This is a genomic window from Pedosphaera parvula Ellin514 (genome assembly GCF_000172555.1).
Lineage (GTDB): Bacteria > Verrucomicrobiota > Verrucomicrobiia > Limisphaerales > Pedosphaeraceae > Pedosphaera.
Window position 1 is genome coordinate 1 of sequence record NZ_ABOX02000037.1, and the last position, 26,107, is coordinate 26,107.

22 protein-coding genes and 1 tRNA gene are annotated in these 26,107 nt (G+C 50.5%); 12 read left to right on the forward strand and 11 right to left on the reverse strand.

Features of this window, described 5'->3' with window-relative positions; all coding sequences use genetic code 11:
* Both CFLAV_RS32870 and CFLAV_RS32875 read left to right on the forward strand, forming a co-directional pair.
* Nucleotides 1-729 (forward strand): rhomboid family intramembrane serine protease (locus CFLAV_RS32870; RefSeq protein WP_007417150.1); only part of this gene is annotated, 729 nt, incomplete at its 5' end.
* A gap of 28 nt (nt 730-757) precedes the next feature.
* Nucleotides 758-1,903 (forward strand): C39 family peptidase, encoded by a 1,146-nt coding sequence (locus CFLAV_RS32875; RefSeq protein ID WP_007417151.1) that lies wholly within the window; start codon nt 758-760, stop codon nt 1,901-1,903.
* Nucleotides 1,904-1,952: 49 nt separating this feature from the next.
* Here CFLAV_RS32875 and CFLAV_RS22525 read toward each other — a convergent pair.
* The 4 genes from CFLAV_RS22525 to aceE form a co-directional block, all read right to left on the reverse strand.
* Nucleotides 1,953-2,029: transfer RNA gene (locus CFLAV_RS22525), tRNA-Pro, on the reverse strand.
* A 92-nt stretch (nt 2,030-2,121) separates the two neighbouring features.
* Complete coding sequence (lpdA, locus tag CFLAV_RS22530) at nt 2,122-3,549, reverse strand: dihydrolipoyl dehydrogenase (RefSeq protein WP_007417152.1); 1,428 nt, start codon at nt 3,547-3,549, stop codon at nt 2,122-2,124.
* Between the two features lie 43 nt (nt 3,550-3,592).
* Nucleotides 3,593-4,900, reverse strand: a complete 1,308-nt coding sequence (locus CFLAV_RS22535; protein WP_040549811.1) for a 2-oxo acid dehydrogenase subunit E2 — start codon at nt 4,898-4,900, stop codon at nt 3,593-3,595.
* Between the two features lie 74 nt (nt 4,901-4,974).
* Nucleotides 4,975-7,665, reverse strand: coding sequence for a pyruvate dehydrogenase (acetyl-transferring), homodimeric type (aceE, locus tag CFLAV_RS22540; protein WP_007417154.1), 2,691 nt, complete (start codon nt 7,663-7,665; stop codon nt 4,975-4,977).
* A gap of 149 nt (nt 7,666-7,814) precedes the next feature.
* Between aceE and CFLAV_RS22545 the strand changes: the two genes are divergently transcribed.
* The 5 genes from CFLAV_RS22545 to lpdA (CFLAV_RS22565) all read left to right on the forward strand — a co-directional run bounded on the left by CFLAV_RS22545 (nt 7,815) and on the right by lpdA (CFLAV_RS22565) (nt 14,637).
* Complete coding sequence (locus tag CFLAV_RS22545; RefSeq protein ID WP_007417155.1) at nt 7,815-8,534, forward strand: lipoate--protein ligase family protein; 720 nt, start codon at nt 7,815-7,817, stop codon at nt 8,532-8,534.
* Nucleotides 8,535-8,621: 87 nt separating this feature from the next.
* Entirely contained in the window at nt 8,622-9,101 is a 480-nt protein-coding gene (locus CFLAV_RS32880; protein ID WP_007417156.1) for a BON domain-containing protein, read from the forward strand.
* Between the two features lie 54 nt (nt 9,102-9,155).
* Nucleotides 9,156-11,969 (forward strand): 2-oxoglutarate dehydrogenase E1 component, encoded by a 2,814-nt coding sequence (locus tag CFLAV_RS22555; RefSeq protein WP_007417157.1) that lies wholly within the window; start codon nt 9,156-9,158, stop codon nt 11,967-11,969.
* Nucleotides 11,970-12,007: 38 nt separating this feature from the next.
* The gene (gene odhB, locus CFLAV_RS22560) at nt 12,008-13,216 is read left to right on the forward strand and encodes a 2-oxoglutarate dehydrogenase complex dihydrolipoyllysine-residue succinyltransferase (RefSeq protein WP_007417158.1); all 1,209 of its coding nucleotides are present in this window, start codon (nt 12,008-12,010) and stop codon (nt 13,214-13,216) included.
* Between the two features lie 35 nt (nt 13,217-13,251).
* Nucleotides 13,252-14,637, forward strand: coding sequence for a dihydrolipoyl dehydrogenase (lpdA, locus tag CFLAV_RS22565; RefSeq protein WP_007417159.1), 1,386 nt, complete (start codon nt 13,252-13,254; stop codon nt 14,635-14,637).
* A 15-nt stretch (nt 14,638-14,652) separates the two neighbouring features.
* Here lpdA (CFLAV_RS22565) and CFLAV_RS22570 read toward each other — a convergent pair whose 3' ends face one another.
* Nucleotides 14,653-16,071 carry a class II fumarate hydratase gene (locus CFLAV_RS22570; protein ID WP_040549812.1) on the reverse strand — a complete coding sequence of 473 codons (1,419 nt, stop codon included), beginning with the start codon at nt 16,069-16,071 and terminating at the stop codon, nt 14,653-14,655.
* Nucleotides 16,072-16,132: 61 nt separating this feature from the next.
* Nucleotides 16,133-16,588 carry a ribose-5-phosphate isomerase gene (locus CFLAV_RS22575; protein ID WP_007417161.1) on the reverse strand — a complete coding sequence of 152 codons (456 nt, stop codon included), beginning with the start codon at nt 16,586-16,588 and terminating at the stop codon, nt 16,133-16,135.
* 118 nt (nt 16,589-16,706) lie between these two features.
* Here CFLAV_RS22575 and CFLAV_RS22580 point away from each other — a divergent pair, with 118 nt between their 5' ends.
* From CFLAV_RS22580 to CFLAV_RS22600, 5 genes are read left to right on the forward strand one after another with little or no spacing between them, the layout of a single operon-like run.
* Nucleotides 16,707-17,702: a zinc-dependent alcohol dehydrogenase family protein gene (locus CFLAV_RS22580; RefSeq protein ID WP_007417162.1), complete on the forward strand. Its 996-nt coding sequence runs from the start codon at nt 16,707-16,709 to the stop codon at nt 17,700-17,702.
* Nucleotides 17,703-17,740: 38 nt separating this feature from the next.
* Nucleotides 17,741-18,067, forward strand: a complete 327-nt coding sequence (locus tag CFLAV_RS22585; protein WP_007417163.1) for a hypothetical protein — start codon at nt 17,741-17,743, stop codon at nt 18,065-18,067.
* Nucleotides 18,068-18,110: 43 nt separating this feature from the next.
* A complete protein-coding gene (locus CFLAV_RS22590; protein WP_007417164.1) occupies nt 18,111-18,938 on the forward strand; it encodes a M90 metallopeptidase family protein in 828 nt (275 codons plus the stop codon).
* On the forward strand, nt 18,935-20,101 hold the full coding sequence (locus CFLAV_RS22595) for a BaiN/RdsA family NAD(P)/FAD-dependent oxidoreductase (RefSeq protein WP_007417165.1): 1,167 nt from the start codon (nt 18,935-18,937) through the stop codon (nt 20,099-20,101). The genes CFLAV_RS22590 and CFLAV_RS22595 overlap by 4 nt, the downstream gene beginning before the upstream one ends.
* Before the next feature lie 48 nt (nt 20,102-20,149).
* The gene (locus tag CFLAV_RS22600) at nt 20,150-21,745 is read left to right on the forward strand and encodes a Na+/H+ antiporter (RefSeq protein ID WP_007417166.1); all 1,596 of its coding nucleotides are present in this window, start codon (nt 20,150-20,152) and stop codon (nt 21,743-21,745) included.
* Here CFLAV_RS22600 and CFLAV_RS22605 read toward each other — a convergent pair whose 3' ends face one another.
* From CFLAV_RS22605 to CFLAV_RS22625, 5 genes are read right to left on the reverse strand one after another with little or no spacing between them, the layout of a single operon-like run.
* Complete coding sequence (locus tag CFLAV_RS22605; protein WP_007417167.1) at nt 21,746-22,480, reverse strand: amino acid ABC transporter ATP-binding protein; 735 nt, start codon at nt 22,478-22,480, stop codon at nt 21,746-21,748.
* Nucleotides 22,470-23,264 (reverse strand): amino acid ABC transporter permease, encoded by a 795-nt coding sequence (locus CFLAV_RS22610; RefSeq protein ID WP_007417168.1) that lies wholly within the window; start codon nt 23,262-23,264, stop codon nt 22,470-22,472. The genes CFLAV_RS22605 and CFLAV_RS22610 overlap by 11 nt, the downstream gene beginning before the upstream one ends.
* A 2-nt stretch (nt 23,265-23,266) precedes the next feature.
* Nucleotides 23,267-24,103, reverse strand: a complete 837-nt coding sequence (locus CFLAV_RS22615; protein ID WP_007417169.1) for a transporter substrate-binding domain-containing protein — start codon at nt 24,101-24,103, stop codon at nt 23,267-23,269.
* A 43-nt stretch (nt 24,104-24,146) separates the two neighbouring features.
* The gene (locus CFLAV_RS22620; protein WP_007417170.1) at nt 24,147-24,908 is read right to left on the reverse strand and encodes a putative 4-mercaptohistidine N1-methyltransferase; all 762 of its coding nucleotides are present in this window, start codon (nt 24,906-24,908) and stop codon (nt 24,147-24,149) included.
* A gap of 24 nt (nt 24,909-24,932) precedes the next feature.
* Complete coding sequence (locus tag CFLAV_RS22625) at nt 24,933-26,075, reverse strand: M29 family metallopeptidase (protein WP_007417171.1); 1,143 nt, start codon at nt 26,073-26,075, stop codon at nt 24,933-24,935.
* Between the last annotated feature and the right edge of the window lie 32 nt (nt 26,076-26,107).

Here is a 26,107-nt window from a genome sequence, read left to right on the forward strand (position 1 = left end):
AAAATACTCCGACAGTACAAACTTGAGAATCGTAACTGGCCGCCCTGGCAACAAACATTGCCTTGGCCAGAAGTTCGTTTCGACTGGTTTAGCGTAATCTGGGCCGTCATTCTCATCCTGTTTTACCGAATCAGCAGCAGTAATGATGTGCTTAGGAATGCCGGTTGGCTGGACGCGCAGGCGGTTGCAAAAGGACAATGGTGGCGTCTTTTTACTGCAATGGAACTTCACGCCAACCTTGCCCATCTGGCAGGAAATCTCTCAATCGGAATACTTCTCCTTGGGTTAACCATGGGGCGCTATGGCACGGGAGTGGGATTATTAGCGGCATATTTGGCGGGCATTGGCGGCAATCTCGCCTCTTTTTTGATGTATTCCAAGCCTTTTCACGGCCTGGGAGCATCCGGCATGGTTATGGGAGCGTTGGGGCTGCTCGCGGCTCAAGCCTTTACGTGGGCGAAAATCAGCCACAGGCCCAAAAGGTTTCTGATCGCCGGTTTGGCGGCTGGAGTGCTACTTTTTGCCTTGTTCGGCATGACGCCGGGAACTGACATGGTGGCCCATTTTGGTGGATTTGTCGCGGGTCTGCTGATTGGCGCTTCCTTAACATTTTTTCGACCAAATGCTGCGCAAAACACCACTGCCAATGTAATCAGTGGTGTTCTTCTTGGATTAACCCTTGGACTCACCTGGACCCTGGCATTGCTGCGGGCAAAATTAATTCCTTAAATTCCGTGAATACTATAAGACTTGGCCGATGAAAGCGACGAAGCTGAAACCTGGCGTGCGCGTTACTAAAATTAACTGCCTGATTCTCCTGGGCTTCCTGCTCACCTCGTCCATCACCTATGCTTTTGATAATCGAGGTGGCCAATTCCTTGGATTCGAAGAGTTCTCCAGGTTTCGAAAATCTCAAGGCAAGCGCCCTGGTGAACTCGTATTGGAATCACCTGAAATAATTTCCCGCATTCAATGGAACGAGCTGGTTGCATCCTGGAATGTTGAAGTTCCTACAGGAACCAGTCTCAAAATCGAAGCCAGAGCTGTTTATGGGGATCACGCGACAAAGTATTACACAATGGGACTCTGGTCGGCGGACCCGAAGCTATCTCCGCGCGAGAGTGTGCCTAATCAAAAAGACGAAAACGGCGATGTAAATACTGACACTCTCATCCTGACTCATAATTGCGATAAATTGCAAATTCGCCTGACGCTGAGTGACTGTGAAAATCGCAAGCCCCAACTTAAATTTGTTGGTCTCTGTCTGCTCGACACAACGGCTAAAGTCAGCATGCTGAAACCTAATCGAACCGCATGGGGCAAGATTATTCCAGCGATTGAACGATCTCAGATGATATATCCCGGAGGCAATGTTTGGTGCAGTCCCACAACCGTTTCAATGATAATGAACTACTGGTCAAAACAACTTCACCGCCCGGAGATGGACCTCGATGTGCCGGAGATTGTAAATCAAGTCTTTGATGCCAAATGGGACGGCACTGGCAATTGGCCCTTCAACACCGCTTATGCTGGCTCCTACCCAAAAATGCGGGCCTACGTTGCACGGCTGAGTGACATATCCGAGCTTGAAGATTGGATCGCCTGTGGCATACCCGTGGGACTTTCCATTTCGTACAATCGCCTGCGAGGAAGACCCGGTGCCCCGGTTGGACATCTAGTGGTTTGTGTCGGCTTCACCAAGGATGGCGATGTAGTCTTGAATGATCCAGGCACGACGCTGAACGTTCAGAAAACGTTTCCCCGCAAAAATCTAATCGAGGCCATGGCTTATACCAAGAATGCGATCTATCTCATTTACCCTGAAGAAACCAAGATTCCCAAAGACCGCTTCGGACACTGGGATTCACCCATTTCCAGAAAGCGTGCGACCTTAGGCAAATAGGTCGTATTTTCAAAAATGGTGAAAAGGGAGGCAGAAAAGAAAAATTCAATGGTCGGGACGGTGAGATTTGAACTCACGACCTTCTGAACCCCATTCAGACGCGCTACCAAGCTACGCTACGTCCCGAACCATTCTTCCCGGCCGTGAAGCCAGGTAAGGTGAGAAATACTATTCCCTAAAAATCTGAATTCAACAACTTTCGAGTAAAAAATTATCGTTTAAGCCGATTGTTCAACCTTCTTCCGAGCCATTGTATGCGTAGCATGTCCATAAAAAACTTCAGCAGCTTCCATAATTGTCTCGGAAAGGGTTGGATGTGGATGCACGCTTAGGGCCAGATCCTTGGCTGTTGCGCCCATCTCCACCGCTACGACACATTCTGCAATCAGTTCGCCTGCCCCCACCCCAACAATGCCCACACCCAGGATGCGCTCGGTGCCCGGCTCAATAATTAATTTGGTCAGCCCGTCTGTCCGATCAAACGTTAATGCGCGCCCGGAGGCTCCCCAAGGGAATTTGGCGACCTGCACTTCGATGCCCTGCTCCTTCGCTTCCAGTTCAGTCAACCCGCACCACGCAACCTCCGGGTCTGTAAACACAACAGCCGGAATCACAAACTTCGCGGGTGCCGTGGATTCACCGACAATAACTTCGACAGCGTTACGGGCTTCGCGGAAGGCTTTATGTGCCAGCAATATGCCGCCAGCAATATCTCCGATTGCATATATCATCTCGTCAGCGGTTTGCTGCTGATTATTCACCTTGATGAAACCCTTTTCATCGCGTTCAACCTTCGTATTTTCCAAACCTAAATCATCAGCATTTGGAACGCGCCCGACTGCAACCAGAACACGGTCATAAAGTTCCTCGGCTTGCTTGCCCTCATGTTCCATCTTCACTTTAATCTGCTTGCCGCTCGTTGCCATCACCGAAACTTTTGCCTTCAGCCGAAGTTCCTTGAAATTCTTTTTGGCATAAGCAACTACCGGGCGGACAAGATCCGCGTCGACGCCCAACAAAATCGATTCCAGGGCTTCCACCATTACGACTTTACTCCCCAGAGCGGCATACAGGGTGCCTAATTCCATACCGATATAACCGCCACCAACGACCAATAGATTTGCCGGAATCTCCTCAACTTCCAAAGCCCCGGTTGAGGTCATGACGCGTGGGTTTCCAAGATCAAATGCTTTCGGCATCGCTGCTTTCGATCCAGTCGCAATGATTGCCTTTTCGTATTTGATAAACTGCTGTCCCTCCTCCGTTTCAACTCGGAGCGTTTCGGAATCTTCAAAGTGACCTCGTCCCTGGATCACTTGTACACCACGAGCTTTCGCCAGAGCGGCAACACCGCCGGAAAGTTTTTGAACCACCGCATCCTTCCAGGCTCTGAGTTTACCCGTGTCGATCGTTGGTGGTTGAAAGACAACTCCACGGTGCCCCGACTCGCGGGCGAGGCTAATGGTATGAGCCACATTGAGCAGTGCCTTCGAAGGGATACACCCACGGTTCAAGCAGACACCTCCCAACTGCTTATCGCGTTCGATCATGATGACCTTCTTCCCCAAATCAGCGGCGTAGAAAGCGGCAGTGTAGCCACCTGGTCCTGCGCCTATAACCACAATATCAGTTTTGATCGGTTCCATGAAAAACCACCAATGTTCGTTGGATTCTTTAATGCCTGGTCAATTAAACTTTAACTTCATTCTCGTTGAAGTTTTCGATTGCCTGGATCAAATCCACGGTGAATCGTGCCGCAGTTCCGCCATCAATCAGCCGATGATCATACGAAAGCCCGATGGGCAACATCATCCGTGGTTCGATCATGTTGTTTCTGGCCACGGGTTTCAGAGAGCCTTTGCCCAGTCCAAGAATCGCTACCTCGGGTTTATTTACGATTGGTGTAAAGAATGAGCCGCCGATGCCGCCCTGGTTCGAGATTGTAAAGGTGCCACCTTTTAATTCCTCTGCCGTGACCTTGCGGTCGCGAGCTTTCCTTGCGAGTTCTTCAATATCTTTTGACAGTTGAAGCAGGTCTTTTTTATCCACATCGCGGATGACAGGCACCATCAGTCCTGCTTCGGTATCGACCGCGATGCCGATGTGATAATACTCTTTGTAAATTATCTCCCCGTTTAACTCATCAAGGCTGGCGTTGAAGATGGCGTGCTTTTTTAACACAATAACCGCTGCCTTCAAAATGAAAGAAGTCAACGTCAGGCGTGCACCCTTCTTTTCATAAACCGAGACATACTTCCTTCGCAATTCCAACAGCTCGGATACGTCTGCCTCATCGAATTGGGTCACATGCGGAATGGTATTCCAGTTTTCCAGCATGCGATGACTGATTACTTTGCGAAGGGGTGTCATCGGCTTCCTGGTAATTTCACCCCACTTGGAAAAATCGATCTGCTCAGGAGCACGCCTGGCCGGAGTCTCAGGCCTGACCGAAGCAGGCTTCGGTTGTCGCGCCAACTTGATCAGCCGTTGAATATAAGCACGAACATCAGAAATGATGATCCGACCGCCACGCGCAGTTCCCTTTACTCGTCGAAGATCAATCCCCAGATCATTTGCCATGTTGCGGATGGAGGGAGACGCGGCGACTTCAGAATTATCGATCGCACCCGGCTCGGCTAATTCCTCGACCGGCTCTGCTGCCGGTTCCTCCATTGGTTCAGGCTCAGGCGCCGAAGCAGGTGGAGGAACTGGAGCTTGTTTGGCCGGTTTCGCAACTGGAGTTGTATCCCTTGCGCCGCTTCCGCCCCCGACGTCCAATGAAACCAATCTGGCGCCGATGCTGATCTTGTCACCGCTCTTAACGAAGATTTTACTTACTACACCCGATGCCGAGGATGGGATGCTTGCAACAGCCTTTTCATTTTCCAATTCAATGAGGGGTTGGTCCTTTTCAACCTTATCGCCTTCCTTTACCAAAACATTAACCACGGTGCCCGAATCGGCCCCCTCGCCCAAGTTAGGTAATTTAACATCCATAATTCTCTGCATCAAAACGCTACGGTTCTTTTGGACTTTCTTAGACGACGACTGCCGGATGCATCTTTTCCGGATCAACAATTTAAATCTTTGATCGCCTGCGCAACCAACCCTTTTTCAATCAGACCTTTCCCGGCTAACGCATGGAGAGTTGCGATCACCACCAACTCTGCATCGATTTCGAAAAACCGGCGCAGACGGGCACGCGTATCGCTGCGACCAAAACCGTCAGTGCCCAATGTCACCAATCCGCCAGGCACCCATGGAGCGATCTGATCGGGAACACTCTTCATGGTATCCGATACAGCTATAAAGGGACCCTTTTCATTCACCAGCACATTCTCAACATAGGAGAGCTTCGGATTTTCAGCCGGATGCAACATGTTCCAACGCTTCACTCCCAATGCATCGTTCCGTAAGGACTTATAACTGGTTGCACTCCAGACATCGGCCGAAACATTGTAGTCATCGGCCAAAATGGTTTGGGCACGCAAAGCTTCATTAATAATGGGACCACTGCCAAAAATGTGGGCCTTGTGCTTCAGCTTTTCAGGACCGGTTTTGAATTTATAAAGTCCCTTGAGAATTCCTTCCCGGACGCCTGCCGGCATCGCTGGCATCGGATACCTCTCATTATAAAGGGTAAGATAATATAGAATCTCCTCCCCCTTTTCATACATCCGATGAAGGCCCTCAGTGATGATAGTGGCCACTTCATAACCGAAAGCTGCATCATAGGCCAGGAGTGTTGGGATGGTGCTGGCCAACAAGAGACTGTGACCATCTTGATGTTGCAAGCCTTCACCGTTCAACGTCGTTCGACCATAGGTCGCACCCAACAGAAAGCCCTTGGCCCTGATATCTCCGGCGAGCCACATTAAATCCCCAACACGCTGGAATCCAAACATCGAATAGTAAATGTAAAATGGAATCATGTTCACGCCGAGGCTCGCGTACGCGGTGCCAGCTGCAATCAAGGAAGACATCGAACCCGCTTCAGTAATTCCCTCCTCAAGAATCTGTCCGTCCCGGCTTTCGTGGTAATAGAGCAGCGAATCCTTGTCCACCGGCTCATAAAGCTGCCCCTTGGGTGAATAAATGCCGATGTCCTTAAAAAGGGCGTCCAACCCGAATGTGCGCGCTTCGTCAGGAATAATGGGAACAATGTTTTTACCAATTAACTTATGGCGCAGTAACATCGCCAGAATACGTCCGAAGGAACTGGTGGTGCTGTTGGAACTTCCGCCTTTGAGCAGTTCAACGAAAAACTCCTGTTTGGGAACCTCCAAAGCCGGTGCTGAAACCTGCCGCTGAGGCAGAAAACCGCCGAGTGCCTTCCGACGTTCCATCAAATATTTGTGCTCGGAACTTTCCACGTCGGGCCGATAGAATGGAGCCTCGGCCACTTCTTCATCATTTATCGGAATCTTGAAGCGTGTGCGAAACTCTCGCAGTTCTTTTTCGTTCAGCTTTTTCTGCTGATGAGTGATGTTTCTGCCTTCACCAGCTTCACCCAAACCGTAGCCTTTGATGGTCTTGGCCAGAATTACAGTAGGCGATCCCTTATGCTCCATCGCTGCCCTGTAGGCGGCGAACATCTTGCGAGTGTCATGACCTCCACGGAGCAACTTGCGAATTTGCTCGTCACTCAGGTGATTAACCAATGGCAGCAATTCAGGATATTTGCCAAAGAAATGTTTGCGTGTGTAACTGCCGGGTTCGACGGAGTACTTTTGATAATCGCCATCCACCACTTCGTCCATGCGTTTGATCAGCAAGCCGGTTTTATCCTTGGCCAGCAATTCATCCCAATCGGAACCCCAAATGACTTTGATCACGTTCCAGCCAGCTCCGGTAAACAATCCTTCCAGTTCCTGAATGATTTTGCCATTGCCACGCACCGGCCCGTCCAATCGCTGCAGATTGCAATTGATGACCCAAATCAAATTGTCCAAATTTTCACGAGCCCCCAAGGTAAGAGGTCCGAGTGTTTCCGGTTCATCGGTTTCGCCATCGCCAATGAAACACCAGACCTTTGGCTCTTCATCCTTCAAAAAACCACGCGCTCTTAGGTACCTGTTAAAGCGAGCCTGATAGATTGAGCAGATTGGACCAAGTCCCATCGAGACCGTTGGGAACTGCCAAAAATTCGGCAACAAATAAGGATGAGGATAGGAGGGCAGGCCGCCACCTTCCGCGAGTTCCTGACGGAAATTTTGCAAATCCCTTTCGTCCAAACGATGCTCCAGGAAAGCACGGGCATAAATACCGGGCGAGGCGTGACCTTGAAAATAAATCATGTCCCCTGGAAAATCCCCCGTTCGGCCGCGGAAGAAATGGTTGAAAGCCACCTCGTACAGGGTGGCCGAGGATGCAAATGTTGAGATATGTCCCCCCAAACCGTCATGTAGTCGGTTCGCATTCACCACCATGGCCATGGCGTTCCAGCGGATATAGCTTTTGATTTTTACCTCCGTTTGCCAATCTCCGGGATAGGCGGGCTGTCGTTCTACAGGAATAGTGTTAATGTAGGGTGTGTTTACGATCGGCGGAACCTTGACTCCTGATTCACTTAGACGTTCGGCAAGTCTTTGCAGAAAGCGTGTAATTTTTTCGGGCTCCTGGCTCCTCAAAATCAGCTCCAAGGCTGCTTCCAGTGGCTCGACCCAATCCTGAACACCGGGTTTGCCAGTCGCAGACACGGCGTGTCCATGAGATTGAGTCGCTGCTGCCCGCTCGTCAGAATTTTCGCTCTTCAATTTCACTTTGTTATGCAAGTCTTGATGATTATTCTGAATCGTGACTGTCCAAACGAAGATTAATTGCTACCTGAAGTGCTGCAGAACACTCAGCCCAACAATTTCCTGGCATCACGCATCACGAAAAATAACTTAGCACACTTCCACATCAGTAAATGAAATACCTCGATCTTACTTTGCCAACACCCGCGGAGAACCTGGCGTGCGAAGAAGCACTGCTGGACTACTGCGAACAGGGCCGGGAAGAGGAGTTGCTCCGCTTTTGGGAACCACGGCAACACTTTGTTGTTCTGGGATACGCCAACAAGGCGGCGACGGAAGTGAATCTGAAGGCCTGTGAAACCAACCTGGTTCCAGTTCTAAGAAGGTGCAGTGGAGGCGGAACAGTGCTCCAAGGCCCGGGATGCTTGAATTATTCTCTCGTGCTCCGGATTCAAAGAGGGTCTGCGCTGGCAACCATTTCGGACACCAATACTTACATAATGAAGCAACAACTCAAGGCCTTACAGCCCTTGTTGTCAACCTCCAGCAGCGTGCAGGGGCATACCGATTTGGCGATCAACAACGTCAAGTTTTCCGGAAATGCCCAACGACGTAAACGCCACTTTCTAATTTTTCATGGAACGATCCTATTGAATTTTGACCTGCCGCTCATCGAAAACCTGCTTGCGATGCCTTCGAAACAGCCGGATTACCGTCAGAACCGTCGGCATTCGGATTTCCTGACCAATCTAAACCTGCCTGTAGAGACAGTGAAACACGCCATACAAAGAACATGGGCCGTAACTGAGCCGTTGACCGATTGGCCGCAGGAGCAGACGGCAGACCTCGTATTGAACAAATATTCGACCGATGAGTGGAACCTCAGGTTTTAGTAACTTTGCTACTGACAACGGCTTGCAGCCTACTTTGTTCATTTGACTTTTTCGACTCCGCGGTTTACCTGATTTGAGGGTAACGGAATGAAGAATTTTTTACTTGGTTCGTTTTTCGCACTGATTCTTGTTGGTGTGGCCATATGGTATTATGCTGATGTACGCAAAAATCCTGATGCAGAGCGCGCAAAAAGCCAGATTCAATCGACCGCCTCCGATGTGAAGAACTCGGTTCAGAGCAAGTTGGATTCCTGGAACTTGCACCCGGAGACCATTAAGGAAGAACTTGCCCGCACGGGAAAGGTGGTTCGGCAGAAGACCGGTGAAGTGAGTGAACAAATTGCCGACGCTAGTGCTGACGCCCGGATCACTGCCGCCATCAAAGCCAAATTAGTCGCTGATCGGGATCTATCTGCCTTGGGTATTTCCGTGAACACGACTGCCGGGGTGGTCACGCTATCTGGAACCGTTTCTTCGACTGAGAATATTCAAAAGGCCATTTTATTGACAATGGATACTCAAGGAGTAAAGAAAGTTGAATCCACTTTGCAGGTCAAAGGCGGCTAAATGGCCGACTTTATGCTTACATTTTCCGGTGTTCGCGAGAGTTAATTATTGATCATGAACCAGCCTGAACCATCACCAGCCAGCAGTAATCTTGCTTTTCTAGAGGGCATTTACGCCGATTATCTTCAAGATCCAAATTCCGTTTCGCCAGAGTGGCAGGATTATTTTCACAACTTCCTGAATGGAGAGGCTAAGACTGCCACCTCGCGCCTTGGCCCGTCGTTTCAGACCAGAAGTTTATTTAATCCTCCTGCCCGTGAAGTGACAGGTGGCGAAACCACCGCTACGGTAGTACAGACTGGAAATCTACAGGAACGCGTTATCCAGATGATTCGCAACTTTCGGGTGCGGGGACACCGAATTGCGCAGATTGATCCACTTGGGCAATCACGCCCCTGCCCGCCTGAATTGGATGTTTACCTGTACGGCTTCTCGGAGTCCGAACTAAACACCTCGCTGCCGATTGAAACGTTACAATGTGATGGCCCGCTTACCGTACGCCAAATTATTGAGCGCCTGCAGAGCACCTATTGCAAATCCATCGGCGTTCAATACATGCACATTGATGACCTGGCTATCCGCCGGTGGTTGCAAAAGCGGATGGAGGGAACAGCAAACCGATTGGAACTGAGTCGCCAGGCTCAACTGCGAATTCTGACCCGCCTTACGGATGCAGTGACACTCGAAGAATTTATCCGCCGCAAATTTATTGGTGCGAAAAGTTTTTCCCTGGAAGGCTCGGAAAGTCTCATTCCATTGCTGGACCTGGCCATCGAGAAGGCGGGTGAACAAGGCATCAAGGAAATCGTGTTTGGCATGGCCCATCGCGGCCGCCTAAACGTGCTGGCCAACATCATCGGCAAGAATCCACGCGAAATTTTCCGCGAATTTGCGGACAAGGATCCTGAACTATATCGCGGTGGTGGTGATGTGAAGTACCATCTTGGCTACAGCGGCGATTGGACCACCGAGGCAGGGAAGCAGATCCATCTCTCGCTCTGTTTTAATCCCAGCCACCTGGAATTTGTAAATCCAGTGGCCATGGGCCGTACAAGGGCCAAGCAGGATCGCGCTGCCGATACTGAACGCAATCAAGGAATGAATCTTTTGATTCATGGTGACGCTGCTTTTCCAGGTGAAGGTGTCATTCAGGAAACACTAAATTTAAGCCTATTACCCGGGTACGCTGTGGGGGGTACGCTTCATATTGTTGTTAACAATCAGATTGGATTCACCACTTCCCCAAAGGAGTCTCGCTCCAGCTTGTACGCCACCGATGTGGCCAAGATGTTGCAAAGCCCGATATTTCATGTAAACGGCGAAGATCCCGAGGCGGTGGCACAGGTTGTTCATCTCGCGATGGAGTTCCGGCATACATTCAAGCGCGATGTCTTCATTGACATGTACGCCTACCGTCGTCTCGGTCATAATGAAGGAGATGAGCCAACCTTTACTCAGCCGGTACTTTATAGAGCGATCGAGCAACGCAAGCCTGTTCGTGAAGGTTATTTGGAACACCTGTTAAAGCTGGAAGGCATCAAGCGCGAGGAAGCGGACAAGATTGCAGCTGAACGGCGCGAGCGTCTGGAAAAGGAATTATCGGCTTCGAGCAGCCCGGAATTCAAGCGCGTGGACCAGAGCCTTCACGGACTATGGAGCGGGTACGTCGGTGGAGAGGATGCGACGAGCGCCGAGCCTGACACCGGTATTGATAAGTCAAAACTTTCCTCTCTGCTGGAAAAGCAAACCAATCTGCCTCCAGATTTCCATGCGCATCCAAAAATCGAGCGCTTTATTGAAAGTCGTCGAGAGATGGCCAAGGGTCAGCACCCAATCGATTGGTCTGCCGCGGAAGCATTGGCGTTTGCAAGTTTGTCCGCTGACGGGCACCGCGTACGTCTGAGCGGCCAGGATAGCGGACGCGGCACATTCAGTCATCGCCACGCCGTGCTTTACGATTACAATAACGGGAATTCTTTTATCCCTCTGCAGCATCTTAGTCCGGATCAAGCCAAAGTGGAGATCATTAACAGCCCTCTTTCAGAGACGGGCGTTCTCGGATTTGATTACGGTTACAGTTTGGATTGTCCGAATGGCTTAGTGCTCTGGGAAGCTCAATTTGGCGATTTTGTAAATGCTGCCCAGGTTATCATTGATCAATTCATTGTAAGTGCTGAAGACAAATGGCATCGGCTTTCCGGACTGGTCATGCTCCTGCCGCACGGGTTCGAAGGCAGTGGACCGGAACATTCCAGTGCACGATTGGAGCGATTTCTGGCACTGGCTGCAGAAGACAACATTCAAGTAGTCTACCCCACGACAGCGGCCCAATATTTTCACATGCTCCGACGACAGGTGAAACGCAATTGGCGAAAGCCCTTGATTGTGATGACGCCGAAGAGCTTGCTCCGTGACCCACGCGTGGCTTCCAACTTGGAAGAACTGGCTCGTGGCAAGTTTCAACGCATCATTCCGGACCCCATGCCTCCTCAAGCCGTTAAACGCATCCTGTTGTGCACCGGGAAAATTTATTACGAGCTTGAGAAGCAACGGACCGATTTGAAACGCAATGATGTTGCGATCATTCGCCTGGAGCAGCTCTACCCAATCAATCTGGAAGGTTTTGAATCCATTTTAGGGAAATATCCGAAAGGGACGTCCGCATTTTGGGTGCAGGAGGAACCTGAGAATATGGGAGCCTGGCGTTATCTGAGGGCAAAGTTTGGAGAGACGCTTTTCAAGAAATTTCCTTTTTCTGGAATCTATCGGCCTGCATCAGCAAGTCCGGCAACGGGTTCGATGAATTCTCACAAAATCGAGCAAAAGGAATTGCTCGCGGAAGCTTTTTCAGAAGCTAAAGTGTCGTAAGAACGGTTTAACTGTGATCAAGCAACAAAGAGAGAAATATGTCGATTGAACTGAAAGTTCCGGCGGTAGGGGAATCGATTAGTGAAGTGGAAATAGGCGAGTGGCTGAAGCCTGAAGGGGCGACAGTGGGCAAAGATGAAAACGTTGTTACGTTGGAATCTGAAAAAGCCACAGTTGAACTCCCCTCGCCTGTTACTGGCAAAATCACCAAAATTTTGAAGCAGAAGGGAGAGACTGCTTCAGTGGGTGAAGTCATCGGTTACTTGGACGAAGTTGCCGCGGGACCGGCAAAGGCGCCAGAAGCAAAACCTGCACCGGCGAAGGAATCCACTGGCAACGGGCATCAGAAGAGTGCTGAACGTGAAACCAAACCCTTCGTAATGCCTGCTGCCCAGAGAGAGATGGCAGCTCAGCATTTGAAACCGGAAGAGGTCAAAGGAACTGGCCCTGGCGGGCGGGTTTTGAAAGAGGATGTCCAATGGGCTGCCGGACAACCGAAGCCGGAGCCGCAAAAGCCTTCAGCACCTCAGCCTGCGCCAGCAGGCGGTCGTGAAGAGGAAGTTGTGCCGATGACGCCATTGCGGCGCGCGGTGGCAAAGCATTTGGTGGAAGCACAGCAGAACGCCGCCCTGCTAACTACTTTCAACGAGGTCGACATGAGTGCTGTCATGTTACTCCGCAAGGAATATCAGGAAACTTTTCAGGCGAAATATGGCATCAAACTGGGTTTCATGTCCTTTTTCGTGAAGGCTTCAATCGATGCGCTCAAACTGGTTCCGCAGGTAAACGCGGAGATTCGTGGAAACAACATTGTTTACCGCAACTATTTTGATGTTGGGGTCGCCATCGGTGGAGGCAAAGGATTGGTGGTTCCCATCATACGAAGCGCCGAACGTCTCAGCTTTGCAGAAATAGAGTTGGCGATTGCTGAATTTGGAAAGCGCGCCAAGGACAACAAGCTCAAGCCGGATGAATTACAAGGCGGAACCTTTACCATTAGCAACGGCGGTGTTTATGGTTCGCTGCTTTCCACCCCGATTGTAAATCCACCCCAAAGCGGAATACTTGGACTGCACGCGATCCAGGAACGTCCGATAGCTCTTCAAGGTCAGGTCGTGATCCGTCCGATGATGTATATTGCCCTGACCTACGATCATCGCATCGTGGATGGTCGTGAAGCCGTGACCTTTTTAAAGCGCATCAAGGAGATTGTTGAAGCGCCCACGCGAATGCTTCTCGAAGTTTAGGCCGATTATTTTCGGCAACCAATAGGGAATTTCTTATGCCTCAGCATGATTTAATTGTCATCGGAGCAGGACCTGGTGGCTACACTGCCGCCATACGGGCCGCTCAACTTGGATTGAATGTCGCCTGTATCGAAAAGGAACCAGCACTGGGCGGCACCTGCCTGCGCATCGGCTGTATTCCCAGCAAGGCGTTATTGGAGTCCAGTGAGCGATTCTGGGAGGCCAGGGAGAAATTTAAGGGCCATGGAATTCTTGTACCTGAGGTAAAGCTCGATCTCGCAACCATGCTGAAGCGAAAGGATCAGGTTGTCGATACATTGACCAAGGGTGTTGCCGGACTCTTTAAGAAGAATAAGATCACTCGTTACGCCGGTCATGCACGCATCATCGGCCAAGGCAAGGTGACAGTGAAGAGTTCCAACGAGTCCATTGATCTTGAAGGCAAACACATCTTGATTGCGACAGGAAGCAAATCGAGTCTGCTTCCCGGAGTGCAGTTGGAAGGTGATCGCATCGGCACCAGTACAGAGGCTCTCGCATATCCGGAAGTGCCAAAACATTTGGTTGTGATCGGAGCTGGCTACATTGGACTGGAACTGGGTTCTGTCTGGAAGCGGTTGGGGGCAAAGGTGACGGTGCTGGAATTTCTGGATCGCATCCTGCCCGGACTGGATGATGAGATTGCCGCCGAAGCCAAAAAGATTTTTGAAAAGCAAGGAATGGAATTTCGCCTGGGCACCAAAGTGACGAGTGCCAAGGTGAAAGGAAAAGAATGTGTGGTGGAGTCGGACGGTAATGAACCAACTACCTGTGATCGCGTTCTTCTGTGCGTAGGGCGTGTACCGAACACAGATGAACTTGGCTTGGATTCGGTTGGAATCAAATTGGATTCACGAAAGAGAATTGAGGTGGACAAACATTTCGCCACTTCGGTGCCCGGCATCTATGCCATTGGAGATGTCATTCGCGGCCCCATGCTCGCTCATAAAGCTGAAGAAGAAGGGATTGCCTGTGTGGAACAAATTGCGACCGGCCATAGCCACGTGAATTACGATGCAATACCCGGCATTGTTTACACACAACCTGAAATTGGGACTGTGGGTAAATCCGAAGAGCAGCTCAAGGCCGAAGGCATTCAATACAAAAAAGGTCTTTTCCCGATGTTGGCCAATGGACGAGCTCGCAGCATGGGCATTACGGAAGGGAAGATCAAGGTGCTGGCAGATGCCAAGACTGATCGCATTCTCGGTGTGCACATTATTTCTGCGCACGCTGGGGATTTGATCAATGAGGCGGCCACTGCAATCAATTTCGGAGCGAGCAGTGAAGATCTGGCCAGGACTTGTCACGCCCACCCAACACTCGGCGAGGCGCTTCGTGAGGCTGCCCTCGCCGTCGATAACCGGACAATCAATATCTAATATTGGGAACGCGCATTAACCTCCTGCACTGCCACCCGCACCAGTGCCAGGTTCAGTCTGACTCTTCGCATCGAGCAGTTGATCAATCCTGGCTTTGTCCAAACCTGAGACTTCCAATGCGACCTGGCGAATGGTCTTGCCGCTCTCGTAAGCCTGCTTGGCGATCTTCGCCGCCTTATCATATCCGATGACCGGCGCCAGTGAAGTGCACATGGCAAGACTGTTTTCAATGTTGCCCTCGCACTTGGCAACGTCGGCTTCGAGTCCAGTGATGCAGCGGCGCGCAAATACCCGGCTGCCGCTGGTGAGCAACTCAATGGCTTGGAGAAGATTATGGGCAATTACGGGCAGCATGACGTTCAGTTCGAAATTCCCAAACGTGCCGCTAAAAGTAATGGCTGCATCATTGCCAATCACCTGTGCACCCACTTGGATGAGCATCTCGCACATTACAGGATTCACTTTGCCGGGCATAATCGAAGAGCCAGGTTGAGTCGCAGGCAATTTCAACTCACCAATTCCGCAACGAGGCCCAGAGCCGAGGAGACGGATATCATTGGCAATCTTGATCAAGCTCACTGCGACAGTTTTCAAAGCGCCACTGGCTTCGACGCAGGCATCCCGAGCGCCCTGAGCCTCAAAGTGATTCTTGGCTTCCCTCAGCTTGAGCCCGGTTTCATCTGAAATGCCTTCGATGGTTCGGCCAGAGAAATCGATATGCGTGTTGATCCCTGTGCCTACGGCAGTGCCACCTAAGGCGAGTTCACCAAGATTTGCTTCAACTGCCCAGAGGCGATTAATGCCATGCTCCACCTGGCTGGCATAGCCGCTGAATTCCTGGCCCAGGCGAATAGGTGTTGCATCCTGCAAATGTGTGCGGCCGATTTTTAAAACATCTCCAAAGGCCTTGGCTTTTGCGAGCAAAGCTTCGTGCAATTCATTCAAGGCGGGGATGAGATCATGGACGATGGAATCAAGAGTCGCAAGATGGATGGCAGTGGGAATCACATCGTTGCTGGATTGCCCGCAGTTGACGTGGTCATTTGGATGAACCGACTTGTCACCACGCTTGCCACCGAGCAGCTCACTCGCGCGATTGGCGATCACCTCGTTGGTGTTCATGTTGGTCGAGGTGCCGGAACCAGTTTGGAAAATATCCACCACGAACTGATGGTCCCACTTGCCTTCAATAACCTCTTGAGCGGCTTCCTGAATGGCCTTTGACACCTTCGCCGGCACATAGCCCAACCCCGCATTGGTTACGGCCGCGTGCTTTTTGATTAATCCTAAAGCCTTGATGAATTGACGGGAAAACCGCAGATTGCTGATGGGAAAATTTTCCACTGCACGTGCCGTCTGCGCGCCGTAATAAGCGCTGGCAGGCACCTTCATTTCACCCATTGAATCGGCTTCTATTCTGAAATCATTGCTCATAAGAGAATGTTTTACTGATTCCTGACATTTTTCCCAATGAAATTTTTCTAATAGCCAAGCACTATGAGCGGGCGCATCCTTCAGGTGTCGCCTGATCGATTTCTTCAATCCTCCGCTGATGTCGGCCACCCTCAAAGGGAGTGTCCAGCCAGGTTTGCACAATCTGAAAAGCGGTTTCGATCGTCATCATACGCTGGCCGATGGAGATCATATTGGCATTATTGTGCTGCCGGCCCAGACGGGCGGATTCGACATTCCAACACAATGCACAACGCACGCCTTTGACCCGGTTGGCGACGATGGCTTCGCCGTTGCCCGAGCCACCGAGAACAATTCCACGTTCACATTCTCCATCCGCCACAGCCAGGGCCGTGGGGCGAATAAACAGTGGGTAATCCACGGACGCATCCGAATTGGTCCCGAAGTCGCGCACCTCGTGGCCGAGCTGCTTCAGAAAATCTTTGATTTGTTCCTTATATTGAAACCCTGCGTGATCGCTTCCGATGGCAATTTTCATAGAAAACACTGTTGGTCAATCCCGCCAAACAATGACACGTCCTGCTGAACTATGCCAGTTCGAAGCAATAGGGAATCCGCGCCCTTGACCAGTATCGTTGCGAAGAGTCAATTATTCTATGCGTGCCATGTTACTGGAAAAACCGCGGCAGGCTCTGGTGGCGGTAGATTTGCCAATACCCAAGCCAGACGCTGGGCAAGTGCTCGTGCGAATTCATGCCTGTGCTGTGTGCCGCACCGATTTGCATTTGATCGACGGGGAATTACCCCATCCAAAGCTGCCTGTCATACCCGGGCACCAGATCGTGGGGACCATTGCGGATAGAGGCGAAGGAGCAACACGATTTCAAATAGGTGACCGGGTCGGCATCCCCTGGCTTGGCTGGACGGATGGAGTTTGCAAGTATTGTCGCTCTGGCCGCGAGAATCTCTGCGAAAATGCCAGGTTCACCGGATATACGATTGATGGCGGATATGCGGAATATACCGTGGCTGACCAGAGATTCTGCTTCCCAATTCCATCACTTTACGCCGATGCCGAAGCATCCCCCCTGCTCTGCGCTGGTCTGATTGGGTATCGTTCACTGCGAATGACAAGAGATGCTGAGCGATTGGGAATCTATGGTTTTGGCGCGGCAGCTCATCTCATTACCCAGGTCGCAATATACCAGCGACGCAAAGTTTACGCATTCACCCGGAAAGGAGATCTTGAGGGACAAAGGTTTGCCCTCTCGCTGGGCGCAGTGTGGGCGGGAGATTCTGAAACAATTCCGCCCGAGCCTTTGGATGCGGCAATCATTTTTGCGCCGGCTGGACCATTGGTGCCATTGGCGCTCAAGGCACTGGACCGAGGCGGCATCGTGGTTTGTGGTGGAATTCATATGAGCGACATCCCCTCATTCCCTTATGATCTGCTGTGGGAGGAAAGAGCCGTTTGCTCCGTAGCCAATCTCACGCGGCAGGATGCGGAGGAGTTCCTACCTTTGGCTCCCAAGGTTCCGATAATTACCAGGATACAACCTTTTCCACTGGAACAAGCAAATGAAGCGTTGGACCAGCTAAAGCATGGAAAGATCAAAGGTGCGGCAGTTTTGGTCATGCAGGAGGGAAAATAGATTGCTTTTTCGAAGCATCGGATAACAAACTTCATATTATGCCATCTGAGGTATTTAAGGCCAGTCGTTGGACCAGTGGAAACTTGCTCTTCCCCACCATCATTGAGGTGACGGACAGGGCGGTAATCCGTCACAAGCGATCATGGTTTCGCAGTGATGAGATCAGTATAAGTATTTATAAAGTGGCTTCTGTTCATATTCAAACCGGGATGGTCTGGTCGAACATTTTGATAGAGTCTTCCGGAGGGAGCGATCCACTGGCCAGTCATGGCCATCGGAAGGCTGATGCGCAACGCATCAAGGAACTGATAGAAGAATATCAGTCTCAGGCGATTAATCGCTCGCAAGGCCAGCAACTGGAATGACCTTAAGTTTCCTGATAAATCGAACAAGCGACAGGAAATTCCAATGCTGCTGGTTGAAGCATTTATGAAAAGAGCCATCTCTTTCAGTATCCTGCTGGCATGCGGTTTCCTACTGCTCCTTACATCATCAAAGGCCGAAGCTTACGATACAACTGACAAATACGAGGTTCGAAAGTTGGAGGGTTGGGGCTTACGCATCCATAAAGACTTATTGCTGAATACTAATTTGTCACAACAGGTTGTTCGGCTGTTGGAATTTCAGCTGTATCAAATAACGAGAGCAGTGCCATCCCCGGCGCTCACGAAGCTTCGCGAAGTCCCCATATGGATCGAATTGAATGACCCGAAGTTTCCATGTATGTGTTATCACCCTTCACCAGATTGGCTGCGAGAGCACGATATGAATCCTGAGAAAGCTTGCGGGGTTGAAATTGCCAATGCCAAAAACTTCCTAACGTGGACGAAGGAGCAGCCATGGATGGTGTTACATGAAATGGCTCACAGCTACCATCACCGCGTACTGGGTTATGACAACGCGGAAATCAAGTCAGCATTTGACGCAGCCGTTGCCTCCAGAAAGTATGAAAGCATAATGCATATCAATGGACAGATCCTACGACACTATGCTTTGAGCAATGATCAGGAATATTTTGCCGAATCTACTGAAGCCTATTTTGGAGTGAATGATTTTTATCCTTTTGTTCGTTCCGAACTGAAACAACAGGATCCCAGGATATATGAAATTCTCGGAAAAGTTTGGGGAATTGAAAAAGCAGAGCCTTCCTCTAAACTAGCCTCCGATGAACGAAAAGAACCTTCGGTGTCGAACGGCAAGCAAGCCAGGCCTCCAGAAGCGAACCCTGCCCGATGAAGTTTGACGTAATTGTAATCGGAGGAGGAGCCGCGGGACTGATGTGTGCCATCGAGGCAGGCAAACGAGGCCGTTCCGTTGTTGTTTTGGACCATGCAGAGAGACTAGGGAAAAAGATACTTATCTCGGGCGGAGGGCGATGCAACTTCACCAATGTCAATGCAACCCCGCAAAACTATCTCTCCAACAATCCAAATTTCTGCAAGTCGGCCTTTGCCCGATATCGGCCTGCCGATTTTATTGCCTTGGTGGAGAAGCATGGGATTGCCTATCACGAAAAAAAACTAGGCCAGCTCTTTTGTGATTTTAGTTCACGCCAGATAGTTGAGATGCTGGACGCAGAGTGCAAAAAGGCTGGTGTTCAAATCCGCCTTAATTGCCGGGTTGAGCAGGTTGCGAAAGATGCGGAATTCCAACTGGCCACCAATCAAGGATCATTCAGTTCAGATGCATTAGTCATCGCGACGGGGGGACTTTCGTTTCCGAAAATTGGAGCAACGGATTTTGGATATCGCATCGCAAAACAGTTTGGAATTAATTTGGTGCCCGCGCGTCCCGGACTGGTGCCGCTGACTTTCCAAGGTGACGAACAATCTGTCTTTGGTCAGTTAAGCGGCATATCCATTGATGCCATTGCCATCGCTGAAGACGTGAGCTTTCGCGAGAATATTCTCTTCACGCATCGCGGGCTTAGCGGACCGGCCATTCTACAGGTGTCGAGTTATCAACAGGAAAAAGGTGGAATCGCGATCAACCTTTTTCCCGAGGTGAATGTGAAAGAACTGCTGTTAAGGAGTCGACAATCAGCCAAGGAATTGAAAAATTTATTAGCTGAACACCTGCCACAGCGGTTTACACAGGAATGGTGCACCCGGTTCGCACCTTCAAAACCGATGCACCGCTATTCCAATGTGGAACTCGAGGCCATTGCTCAACGCCTTCAGCATTGGGAAATTCTTCCATCCGGCACTGAAGGTTATGCCAAGGCGGAAGTTACACTTGGCGGGGTGGACACTGGAGAACTCTCTTCAAAAACCATGGAAGCGCGCAAATTGCCCGGGCTTTATTTCATCGGAGAGATTGTAGATGTGACAGGTTGGCTGGGTGGCTATAATTTTCAATGGGCTTGGGCATCTGGCTTCGCAGCCGGACAATTTGTTTGAACCTGGTTGATTTGTAAAAAGCATTGATACAACTACATTGGGCGCAGCATGGAGCACGTTGATTTGCTATTAGGATTGTTGGTTGCGGTGGCAGCATTGACAGTGCTCGCCCGCAAAATCAAAGTCCCCTTTCCCATCCTGTTCGTTATTGGCGGGTTGCTGCTGGCATTAATACCAGGTTTGCCCAGAGTGAAATTGCGACCCGATCTGGTGTTTTTTCTTTTCCTACCGCCTCTGTTATTTCCCGCCGCGCTGTTCACCTCATGGCGTGATTTTTATGCGAACATACGCTCGATCAGTCTTCTGGCGGTCGGGTTGGTGATTTTCACCACTGTGGTGGTCGGCTTTCTTGCACATTATTTAGTGGAAGGTTTGCCTCTGGGGGCAGCATTCGCATTTGGCGCGATCGTTTCTCCTCCTGATGCGGTCGCAGCCACCGCTATTGCACAAAGACTCGGGATGCCGCGAAGGATTGTTACTGTTCTGGAAGGCGAAAGTCTGGTCAATGATGCTTCTGCGCTTGTGGCGTTACGCTTCGCCGTCGCCGCCATGGTCAGCGGTTCGTTTTCACTTGTTCAGGCTGGCGGGGCCTTTGTACTGGTGAGCATGGGTGGGATAGCAATCGGGTTGGGCATTGGATGGGTGTCGGTAAAAATTTCCAAGTGGATTGATGATCCGCCCGTGCAAATCATTATCTCCTTATTAACTCCATTTGCTGCGTATCTGTCGGCAGAACGTTTGGGAGTGTCGGGTGTGCTTGGAGTGGTTACAGCTGGACTTTATGTAGGCTGGCATATGCCGGAAATCAGCGACGCGAAGACCCGGTTGCTGGCCTATCCGTTTTGGGAGATGGTCGTTTTCCTGCTGAACGGAATAATTTTCCTTTTGATTGGCCTTCAACTTCCCGAGGTGCTCCAGACTCTGGAAGGACAGTCGATGCTGAAACTCTGTGGGCAGGCCGCACTACTAAGCCTGGCGGTAATTCTCGTGCGTATCGTCTGGGTGTTTCCGGCAACTTATCTGCCCCGTTACTTCAGTCAGGCTTTAAGGCAACGAGACCCTTATCCAGGCTGGAGAAATGTGTCTATCGTTGCATGGACGGGGATGCGCGGGGTTGTTTCGCTGGCTGCAGCACTTGGGTTGCCTTTTACGTTAGCGAATGGGAAACCATTTCCGGGGCGGGACTCAATTATCTTTTTTACCTTCTGTGTGATAGTGGCGACGCTGGTGTTTCAAGGATTAACCCTTCCTGCCTTGATACGCGCGTTGAAGGTAAGCAGTGACAACTTGGCCGAGCAGGAGGAAAGAGAGGCCCGGTTAAAAGCCAACCAGGCGGCCATGACGCGACTGAAGGAATTGGGGAAGGAGGACTCCGTGCCGAATGAATTGGTGGATCGTTTGCATAGGGAGTATGAGGATAGGATCAAAGAATTGCATGTGTGCAGCCTGGAAGCACCTGAAGAACGACCAACTTCAGGCCTGTCACCCTATCTGCGTTTGCAAGATGAAGCCCTCAAGGTGGAAAGGCAGGTTATCCTGAACCTAAGAAATCAACGCGTCATCAACGATGAAGTCATGCGCAGGATTGAACGAGACCTGGATTTGGCAGAAACCCGGTTGCATCTTGAACAACAGACCCACTGATTAGTATTTCAGAATCCTGGCCAGAAAGTCCTGCGTTTGCTGGCTTTCGGGATGTTCGAATATCTGCTCAGCGGGTCCGCATTCGGCGATCCGACCTTCGGCGATCAGAGCCACCTGGTCAGCTACCTTCCGGGCAAAACCCATTTCGTGCGTTACGAGGACAAAGTCACGGCCTTCTTCGCGCAGTTCCTCAATCATGTCGAGCACTTCAGCAGTCATTTCGGGATCGAGGGCGGATGTCGGCTCGTCGAGAAGCAGGAGTTTGGGTTTAATGGCAACGGCGCGGGCGATTGCGATCCGCTGGCGTTGTCCACCGGAGAGTTCAGCCGGCTTTTTGAAAGAATGCTTTTCCAGCTTGAAACGGGTCAGGAATTGTTGCGCGATCTCGGAAGCTTCAGCCGGGGCGTAATGATGAACTTTTTCCAGGGGCAGTGTGATATTTTGAAGTGCAGTCAGATGTGGAAAAAGATTAAACGCCTGGAAGACCGTGCCGACGGTGCGGCGGTGCGTTAGGAGCGCCTGTTCGTCCTGAAAAGAAATGCGCTCTCCGTTTATCTCCACTTCACCGGAGTTCGGATACTCCAGTCCAGCGATAATGCGCAACAGTGTGGACTTTCCACCACCGGATGGACCAATCAGGGAGAGCGTATGGACTTTCTCCAGATGGAGTGATACCTGGTTCAGCACGGCATGGCCAGCGAAGCTTTTGGAGAGCTGATCGATCCTAAGTCTCATATCGATGCTTCTGTTCCAAATGACGGGTCCAGATCGAAATCGGCAGCGTTAGAACCAGATAGCCGACTGCAAGTGGAATATAGCTTTCCAAAGTACTGAAAGTATAGGAATTAACCTCCTGCGCGTTCAGCGTGAATTCGCTGATGGAAATGATGGAAAGCAGTGAGGAATCTTTAATGAGCGATACAAATTGTCCCGCCAGTGGAGGCAAGGATTGGCGGATTGCCTGCGGAACAATGACGTAACGATAGGTCTGAGCGCGCGTCAAGCCGATCGCTCTGGCTGATTCGATTTGGGATTTTCCAACGCTTTCAATTCCGGCGCGAATCACTTCCGAAATGTAGGCTCCGCTGAAGAACGAAAGCGTCAGGATTCCCACCAAATAACGATTTTCAACCCGGAAGGCATTCGCCACCACATAAAAGAAAATAAGAATCTGAACGAGCAAAGGTGTGCCGCGGACAATCTCAATATAGAGCTTGCTGAAATAGCGGAATGGCAGGAAGCGGGTTCGCTGGCCCAGGGCAAAGATGAAACCGATGCACGTGCTCAGGCCGAGCGATGCCAACGAAATAAGGATGGTAGTCACCCAGCCTTGGAAGAACTTCTGACGGTATTTGTAGATCGAACTCCAGTTCCAGTGATAATTCACCTGATGAAACGAGAAGAAGAAAATCAAAGCCACCAGGAGAAATGCTATGAAAAAGTTGAGCGCACGCACCCACACTGGTGGTGGTGTTGCCCCCGGAATATTCGAAGCAGTGAAGAATTTGGCCAAACTCACGTCTAGAAGTAGAAGGGAAAACCCAGTTTTCTGAAAGCCTCTTTTTGGTCCTTCAAATACTTGTCACCCAGTTCTTCGAAGCCGCCCCTGTTCTTAAAGTCTTTCAAAAATTGGTTCACCTTGCTCTGGAGTTCGGTGTTTCCCTTTTGAATGCCAACAGCCCACGACTCTTCCTTGAATGGTTTCAAAATGGGGCGAGTCGTTTCTTCATTGTGCTTCCAATTTTGGTAGGTAGACATTTGGTCGTAAATAAAAGCGTCCGCCTTGCCCTGAACGACCTCCAACACGCATGCAGATTCCTTGTCCAGCACCAGGACCTTGGCTTGCTTCATGTTACCAGTCGCGTAGGTATGTCCCGTGGTTCCCTTCTTGACTGCGACGGTTTTTCCGGGCTGATCCAGATCCTGAATCGATTGAATGGATGAGTTCTTGTTAACCAACAAACAGAGACCGGTCCTGAGGTACGGATCAGAGAAGTCAATCGATTGGGCGCGCTCTGGGGTGGCGGTCATCGAAGAGATAATCAAATCAATCTTCCCTGTCTTTAGTGCCGGAATGAGACCGTCAAAGGGAGTATTCTGGATTTCAACTTCACGATTGAGATACTTGCCCAGAGTTTGTGCCAAATCGACGCTGATGCCCGCAGGATTTCCTTTCTCATCGGTCATTTCAAATGGCGGGTAGGAAAGTTCCATTCCCACAATGAGCTTGTCATGAGCTTTCTGCGAGCAACCGGCAGTTATGAAGCATATGACCGCAAGGCAAATTATGAAGGCGTTTTTCGTGGCGTGTTGCATCTTCTGCCAGACCATTAAGCAAAGAGCTATGATGGCCTGCATTGCGGGGAAGTTTCGAAAATTCAAACAGAAATGTCGAACGAATTCACTTGCGAATCCACACAGTCGCATCCGATACGCCGAGTTGAAACTTCCGGGCATGTTCCCGAATGAGAAAAGGAAGGTCCTTGCGGGTAGCCAGATCAAAGTTGGGTGAAAGAATTTCCTTGATGACGTTGAAGGACCTTATACGAGCGCCATCCCGTTCAAATCCGCCCAACCAGTTCTCCCGTGGGGTGTAGTCCGTTGACCATGTGTAAGGCGAGGTGAGAATGAGATGGCCACCGGGGTTAACCAGATCGGCGGCTTTTTCCAGGCAGTAACGAGGATTACTCAAGCGATCGATCAGGTTCGCCATCAACACGACATCAAACCTGCCTAAATCCTTTCGCAGGTTAAGTGCATCACCACGCTCAAATACGACGCGACTGCGATCGATATCCGGAGGCACAACCGCCTGGCAAGGATGAGTCAAATCTCCCTCTTCAATGCAGCCGAACAGAAACGAACCATTCTTCTTCAAATGACCGGCAATGGTGACGAAGCGCTCAGAATAATCGATACCGATGACCGAGGAACACCAACGAGCCAGTTCAAATGTGGCGCGACCAACCGCGCAGCCCAGGTCCAAAGCCCGGGCTTTTTCCGGAATACGTTTTACGTCAAGACATTCGGTTACACAACGAACGGGGAAATGGAGGATATTCTCCCTCGGAAAACCTTCCGGCAACAACTCGTCGGGCGCACCATAGTGAAAAAGCAAATATTCCACCAGCGCCCGGTCGGATTCATAAAAGTTGCCAGCCATATTTTCCTATAAACTTACTCGCTTTTACCGAGCCAGCAACTGTCGGAGATATTCTGAAGGTTGATAATGCTCAATGACAACCTCCTGTTTGCCATCCCGATGCATGCGCACCTGAGTCACGTGAATTTCCGGAGTTTTTGTCGGTGAAAACAAAATATCATCGTGAGTGGCATTCTTCGCGTTTGCAAACTTCTCCGGTGTCAGATGTCCCCCGAGATGATCGCTGCGGCCGGTAGCCACATGCAACGTTCCTAATATTTTTTCGTCCTGAATATCACGTCCCGATGGTGGCAGTTCCTGTGTGCCAAATCCCAACTCTCCAATTTCTCCCGTCACTGGATCAGATGCCAGCTTTCGGTTGTGCTCATCAATTGTGGTCTGTTTTCCCCGCAGCAATTTCGCTCGCTGCACCCTGCCCTTTGATACATCCATGAGGCCCAGGGTTCCATCTTCATAACGCATGGGAAACACGCCTTCTGCGCTTTCCGGAACAAAATAGATTTCACCGGCTGGAAGGTTGGCGACGTCAGGCTTCTCGCCGCGACACAATCCATGACTCTTCTGCGCTTCCTGCTTGTTGGTGAGCAACTTCAATGTGTATTTCTTTCCGTCCACTTCGTAATCAATGTCGAAGAAATCCGCTTTGGTCAAACCCAGCCGCAACTTCTCGCCATTACGACTGACTTCGTTGTAATCCACAGAGAGACCGGTGTTTAAAATGATTTCGTTCAAACCATGCAGCGTCGCCCCGCGAAAGCCAAATTGCTTTGCAAAAGCGGTTAGTGGCGCAGTAGCCGAATAAGTCGAGATGCAAAGAATAATGTCATATTGAGTATAAACTTCTGATTCCAAGAGCACTTCGCGCCCATCCGAATCGTAACCAGTGGCAGGCAGATCGAGGTTGCTGCCACCAGTAATCTGATACGCGAACATTTCTCCCCCACTCAGCTTTAATTCAGCCAGGCCCCCAGCCTTTAAGCCTTCATAGAACACAGTATAGGCATAGCGTTGGATGGTGAGGGTCTCTTCTTTCAGAAACTTGAAATCCTTGATGTCCCTGGGATTCGGCAGATCAATTAAAATCGCCACGCTTTCACCTGCTTTGGGAGCGAAAACCGTGTTGAGCAAACGAGTGAGACTGAACGGCGGGAATTTCTTCTTATCCATGAGACATCTTTCTGTTAATGTATCCACTACAA